This window comes from Mesorhizobium sp. PUT5, from assembly GCF_052216645.1.
GTDB lineage: Bacteria > Pseudomonadota > Alphaproteobacteria > Rhizobiales > Rhizobiaceae > Mesorhizobium.
Genome location: NZ_JBQOSO010000003.1, coordinates 3,679,769 through 3,692,267, shown reverse-complemented (window position 1 = coordinate 3,692,267; position 12,499 = coordinate 3,679,769). Strand labels below are relative to the sequence as shown.

Below are 12,499 nucleotides of genomic sequence, written 5' to 3'. Positions count from 1 at the left end.
GCAGGGGAGGTCAATCGCCCGAAGGTCGCGGTCCGCGGCGCCAGGCGACGAATTCGTCCAGCACCACCAGCCCCGCGCCCACGGTGATGAAGGCGTCGGCCAGGTTGAACACGGCGAACGACCAGACGGGCGTGTGGAACAGCACATAGTCGATGACGTGGCCGTAGACGACGCGGTCGATGAGGTTGCCGAGCGCGCCGCCGACGATCAGGGCAAAGCCGATGCGCGCCAGAACGTGGCCGGGCGGGGTGCGGACGGCCAGATAGAGCACGAAGGCCACCACCGCCACGGCCACCGCGATCAGGCCGGTGTCGCCGAAGGAGGACAGCATCGAGAAGGCGATGCCGGTGTTGTAGGTGCGGTAGAGCGCCAAAAAGGGCAGCATTTCCACGGGCTGCTGAAATTCGAGCCGGGTCTCGACCAGGTATTTTATCCACTGGTCGACAAGCAGCGCGACGATGACCAGCAGCGCATAAGGGACCACAGACCGTGCTTTCTGCAATGTCACGCTCGAATGTCTTCCAGTTTCAGCGCGCCGCGCCGGATCTCGTAGAGCATCACGCCGGTGGCCACTGCAAGGTTCAGCGAATCGGCGCGGCCGGCCTGCGGAATGCGCAGCAGATGGTCGCAGCTCTCAGCAAGCTCGTCGGGAAGGCCCTGCTGCTCGTTGCCCATCAGGAGCAGCACCGGCCGGTTGCCGAAATCGACGGAGCGGTAGTCCACTGCGCCCTTCAGATGCGTGCCGGCGACGAGGCCGGCAAAACCCCTGCGCCAGGCCAGGAACTGCTCTGCCGTGGCTTTTGCCACCGGCACGGCGAAGATCGAGCCCATGGTGGCGCGCACCGTCTCCACGGCGAAGGGATCCGTGGTGTCGCCCACCAGGATGACGCCCCTGGCGCCCACCGCGTTGACGGTGCGCATCACGGTGCCGAGATTGCCGGGGTCGCGCACCCGGTCCAGCGCCACCCACACGTCGCCGTCCCTGGGGCGGATGTCCTTCAGCGCCACGAATTGCTGGGAAAAGACGCCCACCACCATCTGCGGGTTGTCGCGGCGGGTGATGGCCGACAGGACCTTTTCGGACACCTCCAGCACGGTGCCGCCGGCGGCCACCGTGCGCGCCGCCACCTTCTCGATCGTGGGATTGCCGAGGCCGGCCTTGGCGAAGACCAGCGTCTTAATCGACCAGCCCAGGTCGAGCGCGTCGATCACCAGCTTCAGCCCCTCGGCCATGAAGGCGTGCTGCTGGTCGCGGAACTTCTTCAAGGCGAGCGCCTTGATGTCCTTGACCAGCGGATTGGCAAGGCTGGTCACCTCCTTCACCCGGCCGACCGTACGGTGCTGCTCGGTCATGACGCCACCCAGCGCGAAAACAGCGAGGTGGAAAGCGCCCGGCCGGCCGATTTCTCGCGGATGACCAGCTCACCCGATTCGATACGGCCGCCCATGCCGGCGAAGGTGTCGCGCATCAGCGCATGGATGGCGAAGAAGGAGGCGCGGATCGAATAGGCGGTCAGCACCACGGCGAGCGGCCTCGGGGTAAGGATCGACCGGCAGATGTCGGCAAGGCCCGGCAGGTCCTCGAACAATTGCCACACCTCGCCCTTCGGCCCGCGCCCGTAGGCGGGCGGATCGAACAGCACGATGTCGTAGCGGGAGCCGCGACGCTCCTCGCGCTCGGCGAATTTCATGGCGTCCTCGACGATCCAGCGGATCGGCCGGTTCGTCAGGCGGGCCATTTCCTGGTTCTCGCGCGCCCAGCCCATGGCCTTCTTCGAGGCGTCGACATGGGTGACCTCGGCGCCGGCCCTGGCCGCCACCAGCGAGGCGAGGCCGGTATAGCCGAACAGGTTCAGCACCTTCACCGGGCGCCCGGCGTCGCGGATCAGCCCGGCCATGTGGTCCCAGTGCGAGGCCTGCTCGGGAAAGACCCCGACATGGCGGAAGGAGGTGAAGCGGCCCAGATAGTCGATGCCGTCATGCTTCATCGGCCAGGTCTCGCCGAGCGGCGCCTTCGGAAAGCGCCAGCGGCCCATGCCTTCCTCGTCGGTGTCGCCGGTGAAGATGGCGTCGGCGCGCTCCCATTCCTTTGCCGGCCATGCCGGCTGCCAGATCGCCTGCCCCTCCGGGCGCACGATGCGATAGGGGCCGTATTGCTCCAGCTTGCGGCCCGCGCCGCTGTCGAGCAGCGCATAGTCGTCATTGGGCGCGACTTCGAGGATCAGCGGCAGCTTTTCGCCCGGCAGCGCGCCCTCGCGGCGGGACAGCGGGCGCGGCGCGGCCTGTTCCTCGCGCGCGGGGCGCGGCTCCGGCCTGCGTTCCGGCTGGGGGCGGCGGTCCTGGCGCTCGCCCTGCGCGCGCGGGGCTTGCGCGCCTGCGTGCTGGCGGTTCGGCCGGCTCCGGTCCGGGCGGTTGTCGCGCGTGGGTTTCAAAGAAGGACGCTCCGCGTTTCGCGCCGCTTTTGGCATAGGCCCCGGGGCCGCGCAACAGAGGAGAGGCGGTTCCTCGCCGGCGGTTCAGAGCCTGTGCTGCTTCAGCGCTTCGTAGACTGCGATGCCGGCGGCGAGGTCCTCGAGCGCCGCCCCCACCGATTTGAACAGCGTGATCTCGCCGGCGCTTTCGCGGCCTTTCTTTTCGCCGCGGGCAAGTTCGGCAAGGTCGGCGACGATCGCCTCCGGCTTCAGCAGGCCGGAGGCGAGCGGCTGCACGATGTCGCCGGCCTCCTTGGTGGCGCCGGCGCGGGTGTCGACATAGACGCGGGCGCGCACGATCGTGTCGTCGTCGCTTTCGCGCAGTTGCGGCGTGAAGCCGCCGACGAGGTCGACATGGGCGCCCGGCTTCAGCAGCGCGCCCTTGACCAGCGGCGTGGGCGAGATGGTGGCGCAGGAGACGATGTCTGCCTGGGCAAGCTCGGCGTCGAGGTCGCTCGACGCCTCGGCCGCAAGACCCTCGGCGCGCAATTGCGTGGCCACCTTCACGGCATTGGCGTGGGTGCGGTTCCAGACGCGGATGGTGTGGATCGGCCGCACCGCCGCATGTGCCTTGGCCAGGAAGGGCGCCAGCGCGCCGGCGCCGATCACGAGAAGCCGCCCGGCATCCTCGCGCGCCAGCCAGGTCGCGGCCAGCGCCGAGGCGCAGGCCGTGCGCCATTGGGTGAGCCGCTGGCCGTCGATGAGGGCCTGCAGCTCGCCGGTGACGCCGTCGAGCAGGAGATAGAGCCCCATCACCGCCGGCTTGCCGATGGCGTTGTTGTCGGGCGCGACGGTGACGATCTTGACGCCGATATGGCCGTCCCTGGAGGTGCCGGCGGCCTTGAAGTCGCCCCACGCCGGCATCAGCAGCAGCGTGGCGTCGGCGCCGTCCGGCCGCTCAATCGCGTGGTGGTGGCGCACCGGCTGCAAGGCGCCCTTGCGGAAGGCTTCGCGCAGGGTGTCGACAAGGCCGGGAAAGGTGAGCGCGCGGTTGACGTCGGCGGCCGAGATGGTCAGCATCGTGAACTCCCTCGCGAGGCTGGCGGGCCGTGCCGGTTCAGGCGGCGGGGCCGGGCAGCACGGGATTTGCGGGCGTTGCCGGCGCGCGGGCGACGGCCTGGCGCAGGTTCTCCGCCTCGAGGCCGCGCTGGCGCGCCAGCTTGCGGTAGCGGCCCTGCTTCACCCAGGTCACCGCGCTGCCCACGATCATGCCGAGCAGCAGAGAGGCGAACAAAAGCACGAACAGCGGCAGCGTCGCCGTGAGCGCCGGGTTGCCGGGATTGAACGGGTCGAGCGTGAAGGGCACGGCTTCCCGGTTGGCGACCGCCAGCGCGATCAGGATCACGGCCAGCGGCACGAAGACGACGATGAGCACGAAGCGGTTGACCATTGCGGTTCCTGTCAGACGACCTGGCCCGGCCGCGGCCATGACGGCCGGGCGGGCACGGCGCCTATTTGGCTCCGTTCAGCCTTTCGCGCAACTCCTTGCCGGTCTTGAAGAACGGAACCCACTTCTCCTCGACCTCCACCGATTCGCCGGTGCGTGGGTTGCGGCCGGTGCGCGCCGGCCGGTTCTTGACCGAAAAGGCGCCGAAGCCGCGCAGCTCGACGCGGTTGCCATCGGCCAGCGCGTCGGTGATCTCGTCGAATATGGCGTTGACGATGTTTTCCACGTCGCGCAGGAACAGATGCGGATTGCGCGCGGCGATGATTTGCACAAGCTCGGACTTGATCATGCGGACGGTCCCCGTGAAGCGCTGCGTCAAAATTATACGGATGATTTTATTTGGTTTTTCATTGTGCTGGGCAGCCTGTCAAGGGTGCCAGACCGAGACCAGACCGTCAAGGAACAAGCGGTCGGCGCCCAGTTCCCGCAGCAGGTCGCCGTTGCCCTGCGGCAGGCCCAGCGCCTGGGCCGCCAGGCCGGCAAGCGAATCGGGGAGGAAGAAGCTGCCGCGCCGGGTGCTCTTCCATTCCACGACCCTGAGCTTGGCGTCCACGCCCTTCGTGCCCAGCCAGGCGACGGCCTCGTCCTCGCCGCCGAGCGCGTCGATCAGCTTGTTGGCGACGGCCTGGCGGCCGGAAAAGACGGAGCCGTCGGCCAGCGGCAGCACCTGGTCGCGGCTCATGTGGCGGCGCTCGGCGACGATGCCGACGAACCAGTCGTAGCTGTCCATGATGAGCTTGCGCACCATCTCGCGCGCGGCGTCCGAAGTGGGCTTGAAGGGCGAAGGCTCGGCCTTGAGCGGCGCGGACTTCACCTCTTCCAGCTTGACGCCCAGCTTGTCCATCAGGCCGCTGAGGTCGGGATACTGGATCAGCACGCCGATCGAGCCGACGATCGAGGTCTGGCGCGCCACGATGTGGTCGGTGGCGGTGGCGATCATGTAGGCGGCGGAGGCGCCCAGCGAGCCCACCTCGGCGGCGACCGGCTTGTCGGCGGCGAGCTTGCGCACCTCGTCATAGATATATTCCGCGCCGGCGGTGGTGCCGCCGGGCGAATCGATCGCCAGGATCACGCCCTTGACCTGCGGCGACTTGCGGATCTTTTCCAGCCGCTCGACCAGTTCGTCGTCCTGGGTGATCGTGCCTTCGATCCTGACCTTGGCGATGTGGTCGGAAGCCGTGCCGCCCAGGTCCGCGCGATAGAACCAGGCCGACAGCCCGGCCAGCCCCAGCAGCACGATGAGGAAGGCCGCCACGCGCCAGAAGGTCAGCTTGCGCCGCAGGCGTCGGCGCTCGATCAGGTCGTCGGCTCTGAAGGTCATGATGTGCCTCGTTCTGCAAGGAATTCGGTATTTTTAGAGCAAGGCCGGCAGCACGGCCACTGCATTGCGATGATTTTCCGGCGGCAATTCGTCTCCGCGGACCGGCAATGGGGGCGTCGAATCAGGCCATTTTTGCGGTTTTCCTTCGCACGTGCTTGTTTGCATGCGTTCAAATGCCAAACTATAGGGCTGCAAACGGGCTGGCGAAGGAACCTGCATGACGGCTATGGCGGCGCAAGAGACGGAGCAGGCAGCCGACGTTGTCGCCGGGCCGGCAGACGTTCTCCCGGATTCGCCGCGCGCGGCCGCGTTTGGGCGTGCGCAGCGCCATTCGCGGCGGGTGCGCTTCCTCAAGCTGGCGCTGCCGCTGGCCGCTGCGGCGATCGCGGTTGCCTTTCCGGTCTATTCCTATCTGGCCACCCCGGTCTCTGTGCCGGTGCAGGCCGACGCCACCGCCTTTTCCGACGGCAAGCTGGTGATGGCCCATCCCAAGCTCGAAGGCTTCACCAAGCAGAACCTGCCCTATTCCATGATGGCGCAGCGGGCCATCCAGGAGGTCTCCCGGGAGAGCCTGATCCAACTGGAGGGAATCAACGCCAAGCTGCCGCTTTCGGCGGACAACTTCGCCGCCATCCAGGCGCAGCACGGCGTCTATGACCGCGAGAAGAACACGATCGATCTCGACAGCGCCTTCACCATCACCACGACCGACGGCATGGAGGCCAAGTTGAAATCGGCCTTTCTCGACATCGCCAAAGGGAATATGAAGACCGAGGACCCGGTCGACATCACCCGCGGGGGAACGCGGATCGTGTCGGATGCGATGTCGGTCGGGGAACATGGCAAGGTCCTGACATTCGAGGGACACGTGCGCGTCAACATAGATTCCGCCACATTGAAGGCGGCCAACGAGAAGGGCGGAGGGGCGAATGCGGTCCAGTAGGTCGATGCGGCTTTTCGCAGCCGCTGCGGTGCTCATGGCGGGAGGCGCCTGCGCGGCGCTCGCCCAGTCGGGCGGCGCAACCAGCGTATCAAACCTCAAGCTGAGCAACGACAAGCCGATCCAGATCGAGAGCGACAAGCTCGAGGTGCGCCAGAACGAGAATCTCGCCATATTTTCCGGCAATGTCAGCGTGGTGCAGGGGCCGACGCTTTTGAAGGCTGGAACGATGAAGGTCTACTACACCAAGCCGCCCAAGGACGCCCCGGCGCAGCCGGCCGCTGCGGGCGGGAGCGCCGAGGCGGGCATACCCGGCTCCGGCAACATCGACCACATCGAGGTGGACGACAAGGTCTACATCAAGTCCGATACGCAGGTGGCCACGGGCGATCGCGGCACCTTCGACATGAAGAGCCAGGTGCTGGTGCTGTCCGGCGACAAGGTGGTGCTGTCCGACGGCACCAACGTGCTGGTGGGCTGCAAGCTCACGGTGCAGACGCAGAGCGGCCTTGCGCAGGTGGACAGTTGCGGCAAGGGCGGCCGCGTCATGATGTCGATCACCCCGGACTCGCAGAAGAAGCCCTGAGCGTCGATGTTGCGGTTAGCCAGACGAACGGCCACGGGACCGGCCGCGCCGGCCGTGGCCGCGGACACGGACGGCAAGTCCAAGTTCAAGGGCACGCTGATCGCGCGTGGCCTGACCAAGAGCTACAAGGGCCGCAAGGTGGTGAGCGGCGTGTCGCTGGGCGTGCGCGCCGGCGAGGCGGTCGGCCTGCTCGGACCCAACGGCGCCGGCAAGACGACCTGCTTCTACATGGTCACCGGGCTGGTGCCGGTGGACGAAGGCACGATCGAGATCGACGGTTTCGACGTCACCTCAATGCCCATGTACCGCCGCGCGCGGCTCGGCATCGGCTACCTGCCGCAGGAGGCGTCGATCTTCCGCGGCCTCAATGTGGAACAGAACATCCGCGCCGTGCTGGAGGTCGTGGAGAAAAGCGCCAAGGAGCGCGAGAAGAATCTCGACGCGCTGCTGGAGGAATTTCACATCACCCATCTGCGCAAGGCGCCGTCGCTGGCGCTTTCGGGCGGCGAGCGGCGGCGGCTGGAGATCGCGCGGGCGCTGGCCAGCCGCCCCGCCTATATGCTGCTCGACGAACCTTTCGCGGGCATCGACCCCATCGCGGTGGCGGATATCCAGCAACTGGTGCGGCATCTGACGGCGCGCGGCATCGGCGTGCTGATCACCGACCACAATGTGCGCGAGACGCTGGGCCTCATCGACCGCGCCTACATCATCCATGCCGGGCAGGTGCTGACCCATGGCCGCGCGGAAGAGATCGTGGCCAACCCCGACGTGAGGCGGCTGTATCTCGGCGAGGCCTTCACGCTCTGACGGCCTCTGCCCGGCTTGACAAGCAAAAGCCGGGCCAGTTTCATCCGGCGTGATTTCATCCGGACCGGAGTTCCGCTTCGCACATGGCGCTGTCGGCCAAATTGCAGCTACGCCAGACGCAGTCGCTGGTGATGACGCCGCAGCTCATGCAGTCGATCCGGCTGCTCCAGCTCACCCATGCCGAACTGGAGCGCTTCATCGACGAGGAAGTCGAGCGCAATCCGCTGCTGGAACGTGCCGAGCCGCCGCAGGAGGGCGCCGGCGAGCCGGAAGGAACCGAGGCTGCGCAGGAAGCCGCCCGGGACGAGGCGCGACCGGACGGGGACTGGTTCGAGGCGGAGACGCAATGGAGCGCCGAAGCCATTTCGGCCAAGCTCGACGCTTCGCTGGAGAACCTTTTTCCCGACGATCCCGGCACCTCCGAGCGGCTGGGGCCCGATCTTTCGGCGCAATGGAAGTCGGCGCCGGGCGGCGCTGTCGCGGGCGACGGCTTCGACATGGAGGAGATGGCCGCCGCAAGGGTGACGCTGCGCGACCATGTGGGCGAGCAGATCGCGTTCGCCTTCACCGACCCGGCCGAGCGGCTGATCGCGAGCGAACTGGCCGACGGGCTGGACGAAGCCGGCTATCTGCGCGCCGATCCGGACGAAATCGCGAAGCGGCTCGGCGCCGGTCCGGCCGCCGTGGCGGCGGTGCTGGCCACCTGCCGAAGCTTCGAACCGACGGGCATCTTTGCGGCGGACCTGGCGGGATGCCTCTCGCTTCAGCTCGCCGCGCGCGACCGGCTCGACCCGGCCATGCAGGCGCTGCTCGCCAATCTGGAGCTTCTGGCCCGGCGCGATTTCCAGGCGCTTAAGCGCATCTGCGGGGTCGACGAGGAGGACCTTCTCGACATGCTGGCGGAGATCCGCGCGCTCGATCCGCGCCCGGGGCTGGCCTTTTCGGCCGGTGCCAGCGACGCCATTGTCGCGGACGTCGAGGTGCGGGCGGCGGCCGACGGAAGCTGGGCGGTGGAATTGAACCCCGACGCGCTGCCGCGCGTGCTGGTGGACCGGACCTATTTCGCCAACGTGTCCGGCGGCGCCAGAAGCCAGGCCGAGAGGGACTTCCTGGCCGAATGCCTGCAGAACGCCAACTGGCTGACGCGCAGCCTCGACCAGCGCGCCCGCACCATCCTCAAGGTGGCGTCGGAGATCGTGCGCCAGCAGGATGCCTTCCTCGTCCACGGCGTGCGGCATCTGAAGCCGCTCAACCTGAAGACGGTGGCCGACGCCATCGGCATGCACGAATCGACGGTCAGCCGGGTGACCGCCAACAAATACATGATGACCCCGCGCGGCGTGTTCGAACTGCGCTATTTCTTCACCGCCTCGATCGCGTCCGCCGATGGCGGCGAGGCCCATTCCTCCGAAGGGGTGCGCGACCGCATCCGGCAGATGATCGAGGAGGAGCGGGCGGACGACGTGCTTTCCGACGACGCCATCGTGGACCGGCTGAAGGCGGACGGCGTCGACATCGCCAGGCGCACCGTGGCCAAGTACCGCGAAGGCATGAATATTCCATCCTCGGTGCAGCGGCGGCGCGAAAAACGGGCGATGGCGGGCGCCGGGCGATGAGCCGCGGCCGGATTTCCACAGTTTCCGGCCTTCGTTGACAAGCGGCGGGGAAGTGTCTAGAAGCCCGCCCGCATGGGACGGGCGGGGCCCGCATGCGGGTGGACCGTCACACTACAGGCCACGGGTGGCTGGAAGGGCGGCTGTGATCAACCGCGAAGTTCGGACTATAATCGGTGCGAGAGGCGCCGGGCGGCTTGTGCGCGTGGACCACGGGTATAAACTCCGGAAAGTGTTAACCTGAGCAGGGAAGGTCGGTTTCAAGATGACGCTGCGCATATCGGGAAAGCACATGGATATCGGCGACGCGTTCCGCGAACGCATCACCGGCCGTGTCGGCGAGGCGATCGGGAAATATTTCGATCGCGGGTATTCAGGCCATGTGACGGTCATCAAATCCGGGTCGCGTTTCACGGCCGATTGTGTGGTCAGGCTCGATTCCGGCACGTCGCTCCAGGCCACCGGCCAGGCGCAGGAGCCCTCTCTTGCTTTCGAAGCGGCGGCAGAGCGGCTGGAAACCCGGTTGCGGCGCTACAAGCGCCGATTGAAGTCGCATTATTCCGGTTCGGCCAACGGCCAGGCCACCGACGTTCCTTACGCCATCATGGCGCCGCTGGCCGACGACGACGAGGACATGCCGGAGAACTTCGCCCCGGCCATCGTCGCCGAATCGACCGTGTCGGTGAAGACCATGTCGGTTGCCTCGGCGGTCATCGAACTGGACATCACGGACACGCCCGTCTTCGTCTTCCGCAACGCCCGCAATGACCATCTCAACATCGTCTACCGCCGGCCGGACGGCAATATCGGCTGGATCGACCCTTCGCTGACCAAGGTCGCGCAGGAATAGGACCCGCCGGGCGCGGATTCGCGGGTCAACCGCGACCGACGAGCAAGAGGTTTTCAGAAATGGATCTTAGCGATCTGATCGACGTTTCGGCAGTCATGCCGGCGTTGAAGGCGAATTCCAAGAAGCAGCTTTTGCAACTCCTGGCCGAACGCGCCGCAACCATTTCAGGCATTCCCGAGCGGGAAGTGTTCGACACCATCCTCCAGCGCGAGCGGCTTGGCTCGACCGGGGTGGGCAACGGTATCGCCATTCCCCACGGCAAACTGGCCGGGGTCAGGCGCATCACCGGCGTGTTCGCCCGGCTGGAGACGCCGGTCGATTTCGAGGCGCTGGACGACCAGCCGGTCGACCTCGTCTTTCTGCTGCTGGCCCCGGAAGGGGCCGGTGCTGATCACCTCAAGGCGCTGTCGCGCATCGCGCGCGTGCTGCGCGACACCGACACGGTCGCCAAGATCAGGGGCACGCGCGACGCCGCCGCCATCCATGCGCTGCTGTCGGAGACGCCGGCCTCGCACGCCGCCTGATCTTTCGGGCAGGCAATTCGGGGTAAAACCTGGAGGGGCCGCCATGCGCGGCCCGTTTTCGTTGCGTGCCCGCCTTTGTTGCGTGAAGGCGTGCCGCCGGTCCTCGGGGCTTGTCGGCCTCAGTGGATGGCGACGGTCACCAGATCGTTTTCCATCGCGCCGGCCAGCGCGCGCTCACGCGCATCCGAGAGCAGGATCGGCTGGCCGTTGGCGGAAAACAGCGCCCACAGTTCCATCCCGGACGCGATTTCGCCCAGGCCGGGGAACCGGCCGCGCAGATCGTCGCTGGTCATTTTCCGCAGATACGCCACCGAGCCTTCGCCGAGATGGGCGAATTCGCCGCTGGTCATGGGCAGTCTTTCGTCAGTGCTGGTCATTTCAGCCTCCTTCCAGCGGGCCGCCGCCGCGCGGCCGTCCCGCATGAGAGCCATCGGCAAAGATCAGTCTTTCACCGATATGTTTATTTTCCGTACCAGTCTCTCGGCTTCCGGCCGGTCGAGGTCGATCGCCAGCAGGCCGTTCTTCAGTTCAGCGGCTACCACTCGCATGCCGTCCGCCAGCACGAAGAAACGCTGGAACTGGCGCGCGGCGATGCCGCGATGAAGATATTCGCGTTCCACGTCGTCCGACTGCCGTCCGCGCACGACCAGTTGGTTCTCCTCGATGGTGACCTCCAGGTCGCTTTCGGCGAATCCGGCCACGGCCAGCGTTATCCTCAACCGCTCCGCGCTGCCTTCGGTTCCGCGCAGGCGCTCGATATTGTAGGGAGGATAGCCGTCGCCGGTTTTGGCCAGGCGTTCCAGCGTCTTTTCCATGGCGTCGAAGCCTAGGAGGAGCGGGCTGGAAAAGGGCGTCATTCGAGACATGTTACAGTGTCCTCTCAAGAGCGACATGAACCGGAAAAGCCCGACTGGCATCTTTCCCGATGGCACTGATATGGTCCGCCGCGCAGACAAGTTCAAGCCGTCGCGACAGACGCCCAACAAGGAATCGAAATGCCCGAAAAGCGCAAGATCATCATCGACACCGACCCCGGCCAAGACGATGCCGTCGCCATATTGCTGGCGCTCGGCAGCCCGGAACTGGAGGTCCTCGGCATCACCGCCGTCGCCGGCAACGTGCCGCTCAACCTCACCGAGAAGAACGCCCGCAAGATCTGCGAGCTGGCCGGCCGGCCGGACGTCAAGGTGTTCGCGGGGGCCGTGCGGCCGCTGGTGCGCCCGCTGGTCACTGCCGAGCATGTGCATGGCAGGACGGGGCTCGACGGTCCGGTGCTGCCCGAGCCGACGATGAAGCTGCAGGAGCAGCACGGCGTCGACTTCATCGTCGAGACCCTGATGCGCGAAGCGCCGGGCAGCGTCACGATCTGCCCGCTCGGGCCGCTCACCAACGTGGCGCTCGCCCTGATCCGCGAGCCGCGCATCGCCACGCGCATCCGCGAGATCGTGCTGATGGGGGGCGGTTTCTTCGAGGGCGGCAACGTGACGCCCACGGCCGAGTTCAACATCTATGTCGACCCGCACGCGGCCGAGGTCGTGCTGCGCTCGGGCGTGCCGATCGTGATGATGCCGCTGGACGTCACCCACAAGGCGCTGACCACGGCGCGCCGCGTCGAGGCGTTCCGCAGGCTGGGCACCCCGGTGGGCGAGGCCACGGCGGCGCTGCTCGACTTCTTCGAGCGTTTCGACGAGGAGAAATACGGCACCGACGGCGGCCCGCTGCACGACCCCTGCGTGGTGGCCTACGTGCTGAAGCCGGAGCTGTTCAAGGGGCGCCATTGCAACGTGACGGTGGAGACAGCCTCGGAACTGACCATGGGCATGACCGTGGTGGACTGGTGGGGCGTCACCGGCCGGCCGAAGAACGCCATGGTGATGCGCGACATCGACGCCGACGGCTTCTTCGCGCTGCTGGTGGAGCGGCTGGGGCGGCTGTAA

At 66.9% G+C, this 12,499-nt stretch carries 16 protein-coding genes; 7 read left to right on the top strand and 9 right to left on the bottom strand.

Going from position 1 to position 12,499, the window contains the following annotated elements:
* Positions 1-10: 10 nt before the first annotated feature.
* The 7 genes from lspA to sppA all read right to left on the bottom strand — a co-directional run bounded on the left by lspA (position 11) and on the right by sppA (position 5,239).
* Positions 11-508, bottom strand: a complete 498-nt coding sequence (lspA, locus tag ACTDI4_RS19605; RefSeq protein ID WP_442842743.1) for a signal peptidase II — start codon at positions 506-508, stop codon at positions 11-13.
* Positions 505-1,353 (bottom strand): TrmH family RNA methyltransferase, encoded by an 849-nt coding sequence (locus tag ACTDI4_RS19600; protein ID WP_442842742.1) that lies wholly within the window; start codon positions 1,351-1,353, stop codon positions 505-507. Before ACTDI4_RS19600 ends, lspA begins: the two co-directional genes overlap by 4 nt.
* On the bottom strand, positions 1,350-2,432 hold the full coding sequence (locus ACTDI4_RS19595) for an RsmD family RNA methyltransferase (protein ID WP_442842741.1): 1,083 nt from the start codon (positions 2,430-2,432) through the stop codon (positions 1,350-1,352). The genes ACTDI4_RS19600 and ACTDI4_RS19595 overlap by 4 nt, the downstream gene beginning before the upstream one ends.
* A gap of 84 nt (positions 2,433-2,516) precedes the next feature.
* On the bottom strand, positions 2,517-3,491 hold the full coding sequence (locus ACTDI4_RS19590; protein ID WP_442842740.1) for an ornithine cyclodeaminase family protein: 975 nt from the start codon (positions 3,489-3,491) through the stop codon (positions 2,517-2,519).
* A 37-nt stretch (positions 3,492-3,528) separates the two neighbouring features.
* Complete coding sequence (locus ACTDI4_RS19585) at positions 3,529-3,861, bottom strand: DUF1049 domain-containing protein (RefSeq protein WP_442842739.1); 333 nt, start codon at positions 3,859-3,861, stop codon at positions 3,529-3,531.
* A gap of 61 nt (positions 3,862-3,922) precedes the next feature.
* The gene (locus tag ACTDI4_RS19580; RefSeq protein ID WP_442842738.1) at positions 3,923-4,207 is read right to left on the bottom strand and encodes an integration host factor subunit beta; all 285 of its coding nucleotides are present in this window, start codon (positions 4,205-4,207) and stop codon (positions 3,923-3,925) included.
* A gap of 78 nt (positions 4,208-4,285) precedes the next feature.
* Positions 4,286-5,239: a signal peptide peptidase SppA gene (sppA, locus tag ACTDI4_RS19575; protein ID WP_442842737.1), complete on the bottom strand. Its 954-nt coding sequence runs from the start codon at positions 5,237-5,239 to the stop codon at positions 4,286-4,288.
* 217 nt (positions 5,240-5,456) lie between these two features.
* Between sppA and lptC the strand changes: the two genes are divergently transcribed.
* From lptC to ptsN, 6 genes are all read left to right on the top strand, one after another.
* The gene (gene lptC, locus ACTDI4_RS19570) at positions 5,457-6,182 is read left to right on the top strand and encodes an LPS export ABC transporter periplasmic protein LptC (protein WP_442842736.1); all 726 of its coding nucleotides are present in this window, start codon (positions 5,457-5,459) and stop codon (positions 6,180-6,182) included.
* On the top strand, positions 6,169-6,765 hold the full coding sequence (locus tag ACTDI4_RS19565; RefSeq protein ID WP_442842735.1) for an LptA/OstA family protein: 597 nt from the start codon (positions 6,169-6,171) through the stop codon (positions 6,763-6,765). The genes lptC and ACTDI4_RS19565 overlap by 14 nt, the downstream gene beginning before the upstream one ends.
* A gap of 6 nt (positions 6,766-6,771) precedes the next feature.
* Complete coding sequence (gene lptB / locus ACTDI4_RS19560) at positions 6,772-7,575, top strand: LPS export ABC transporter ATP-binding protein (protein WP_442842734.1); 804 nt, start codon at positions 6,772-6,774, stop codon at positions 7,573-7,575.
* A gap of 83 nt (positions 7,576-7,658) precedes the next feature.
* Entirely contained in the window at positions 7,659-9,191 is a 1,533-nt protein-coding gene (gene rpoN / locus ACTDI4_RS19555) for an RNA polymerase factor sigma-54 (protein WP_442842733.1), read from the top strand.
* A gap of 262 nt (positions 9,192-9,453) precedes the next feature.
* The gene (hpf, locus tag ACTDI4_RS19550) at positions 9,454-10,038 is read left to right on the top strand and encodes a ribosome hibernation-promoting factor, HPF/YfiA family (protein ID WP_442842732.1); all 585 of its coding nucleotides are present in this window, start codon (positions 9,454-9,456) and stop codon (positions 10,036-10,038) included.
* A 59-nt stretch (positions 10,039-10,097) separates the two neighbouring features.
* Positions 10,098-10,562, top strand: coding sequence for a PTS IIA-like nitrogen regulatory protein PtsN (ptsN, locus tag ACTDI4_RS19545; protein WP_442842731.1), 465 nt, complete (start codon positions 10,098-10,100; stop codon positions 10,560-10,562).
* A gap of 119 nt (positions 10,563-10,681) precedes the next feature.
* Here the strand turns inward: ptsN and ACTDI4_RS19540 are convergent, their stop codons facing one another.
* Together ACTDI4_RS19540 and ACTDI4_RS19535 are read right to left on the bottom strand one after the other, a co-directional pair.
* Positions 10,682-10,939 carry a DUF1150 family protein gene (locus ACTDI4_RS19540; protein WP_442842730.1) on the bottom strand — a complete coding sequence of 86 codons (258 nt, stop codon included), beginning with the start codon at positions 10,937-10,939 and terminating at the stop codon, positions 10,682-10,684.
* Positions 10,940-11,002: 63 nt separating this feature from the next.
* The gene (locus ACTDI4_RS19535; RefSeq protein WP_442842729.1) at positions 11,003-11,428 is read right to left on the bottom strand and encodes an Hsp20 family protein; all 426 of its coding nucleotides are present in this window, start codon (positions 11,426-11,428) and stop codon (positions 11,003-11,005) included.
* A 129-nt stretch (positions 11,429-11,557) separates the two neighbouring features.
* Between ACTDI4_RS19535 and ACTDI4_RS19530 the strand changes: the two genes are divergently transcribed.
* On the top strand, positions 11,558-12,499 hold the full coding sequence (locus ACTDI4_RS19530; RefSeq protein ID WP_442842728.1) for a nucleoside hydrolase: 942 nt from the start codon (positions 11,558-11,560) through the stop codon (positions 12,497-12,499).

Excerpts from the sequence above, each read along its gene's own strand:
- lptC (WP_442842736.1), top strand. The coding sequence starts at position 5,457 with ATGACGGCTATGGCGGCGCAAGAGACGGAGCAGGCAGCCGACGTTGTC.
- ACTDI4_RS19590 (WP_442842740.1), bottom strand. The coding sequence starts at position 3,491 with ATGCTGACCATCTCGGCCGCCGACGTCAACCGCGCGCTCACCTTTCCC.
- ACTDI4_RS19535 (WP_442842729.1), bottom strand. The coding sequence starts at position 11,428 with ATGTCTCGAATGACGCCCTTTTCCAGCCCGCTCCTCCTAGGCTTCGAC.
- ACTDI4_RS19585 (WP_442842739.1), bottom strand. The coding sequence starts at position 3,861 with ATGGTCAACCGCTTCGTGCTCATCGTCGTCTTCGTGCCGCTGGCCGTG.
- ACTDI4_RS19530 (WP_442842728.1), top strand. The coding sequence starts at position 11,558 with ATGCCCGAAAAGCGCAAGATCATCATCGACACCGACCCCGGCCAAGAC.
- ACTDI4_RS19600 (WP_442842742.1), bottom strand. The coding sequence starts at position 1,353 with ATGACCGAGCAGCACCGTACGGTCGGCCGGGTGAAGGAGGTGACCAGC.
- sppA (WP_442842737.1), bottom strand. The coding sequence starts at position 5,239 with ATGACCTTCAGAGCCGACGACCTGATCGAGCGCCGACGCCTGCGGCGC.
- ACTDI4_RS19540 (WP_442842730.1), bottom strand. The coding sequence starts at position 10,939 with ATGACCAGCACTGACGAAAGACTGCCCATGACCAGCGGCGAATTCGCC.
- hpf (WP_442842732.1), top strand. The coding sequence starts at position 9,454 with ATGACGCTGCGCATATCGGGAAAGCACATGGATATCGGCGACGCGTTC.
- ACTDI4_RS19580 (WP_442842738.1), bottom strand. The coding sequence starts at position 4,207 with ATGATCAAGTCCGAGCTTGTGCAAATCATCGCCGCGCGCAATCCGCAT.
- ACTDI4_RS19565 (WP_442842735.1), top strand. The coding sequence starts at position 6,169 with ATGCGGTCCAGTAGGTCGATGCGGCTTTTCGCAGCCGCTGCGGTGCTC.
- rpoN (WP_442842733.1), top strand. The coding sequence starts at position 7,659 with ATGGCGCTGTCGGCCAAATTGCAGCTACGCCAGACGCAGTCGCTGGTG.
- lptB (WP_442842734.1), top strand. The coding sequence starts at position 6,772 with ATGTTGCGGTTAGCCAGACGAACGGCCACGGGACCGGCCGCGCCGGCC.
- ptsN (WP_442842731.1), top strand. The coding sequence starts at position 10,098 with ATGGATCTTAGCGATCTGATCGACGTTTCGGCAGTCATGCCGGCGTTG.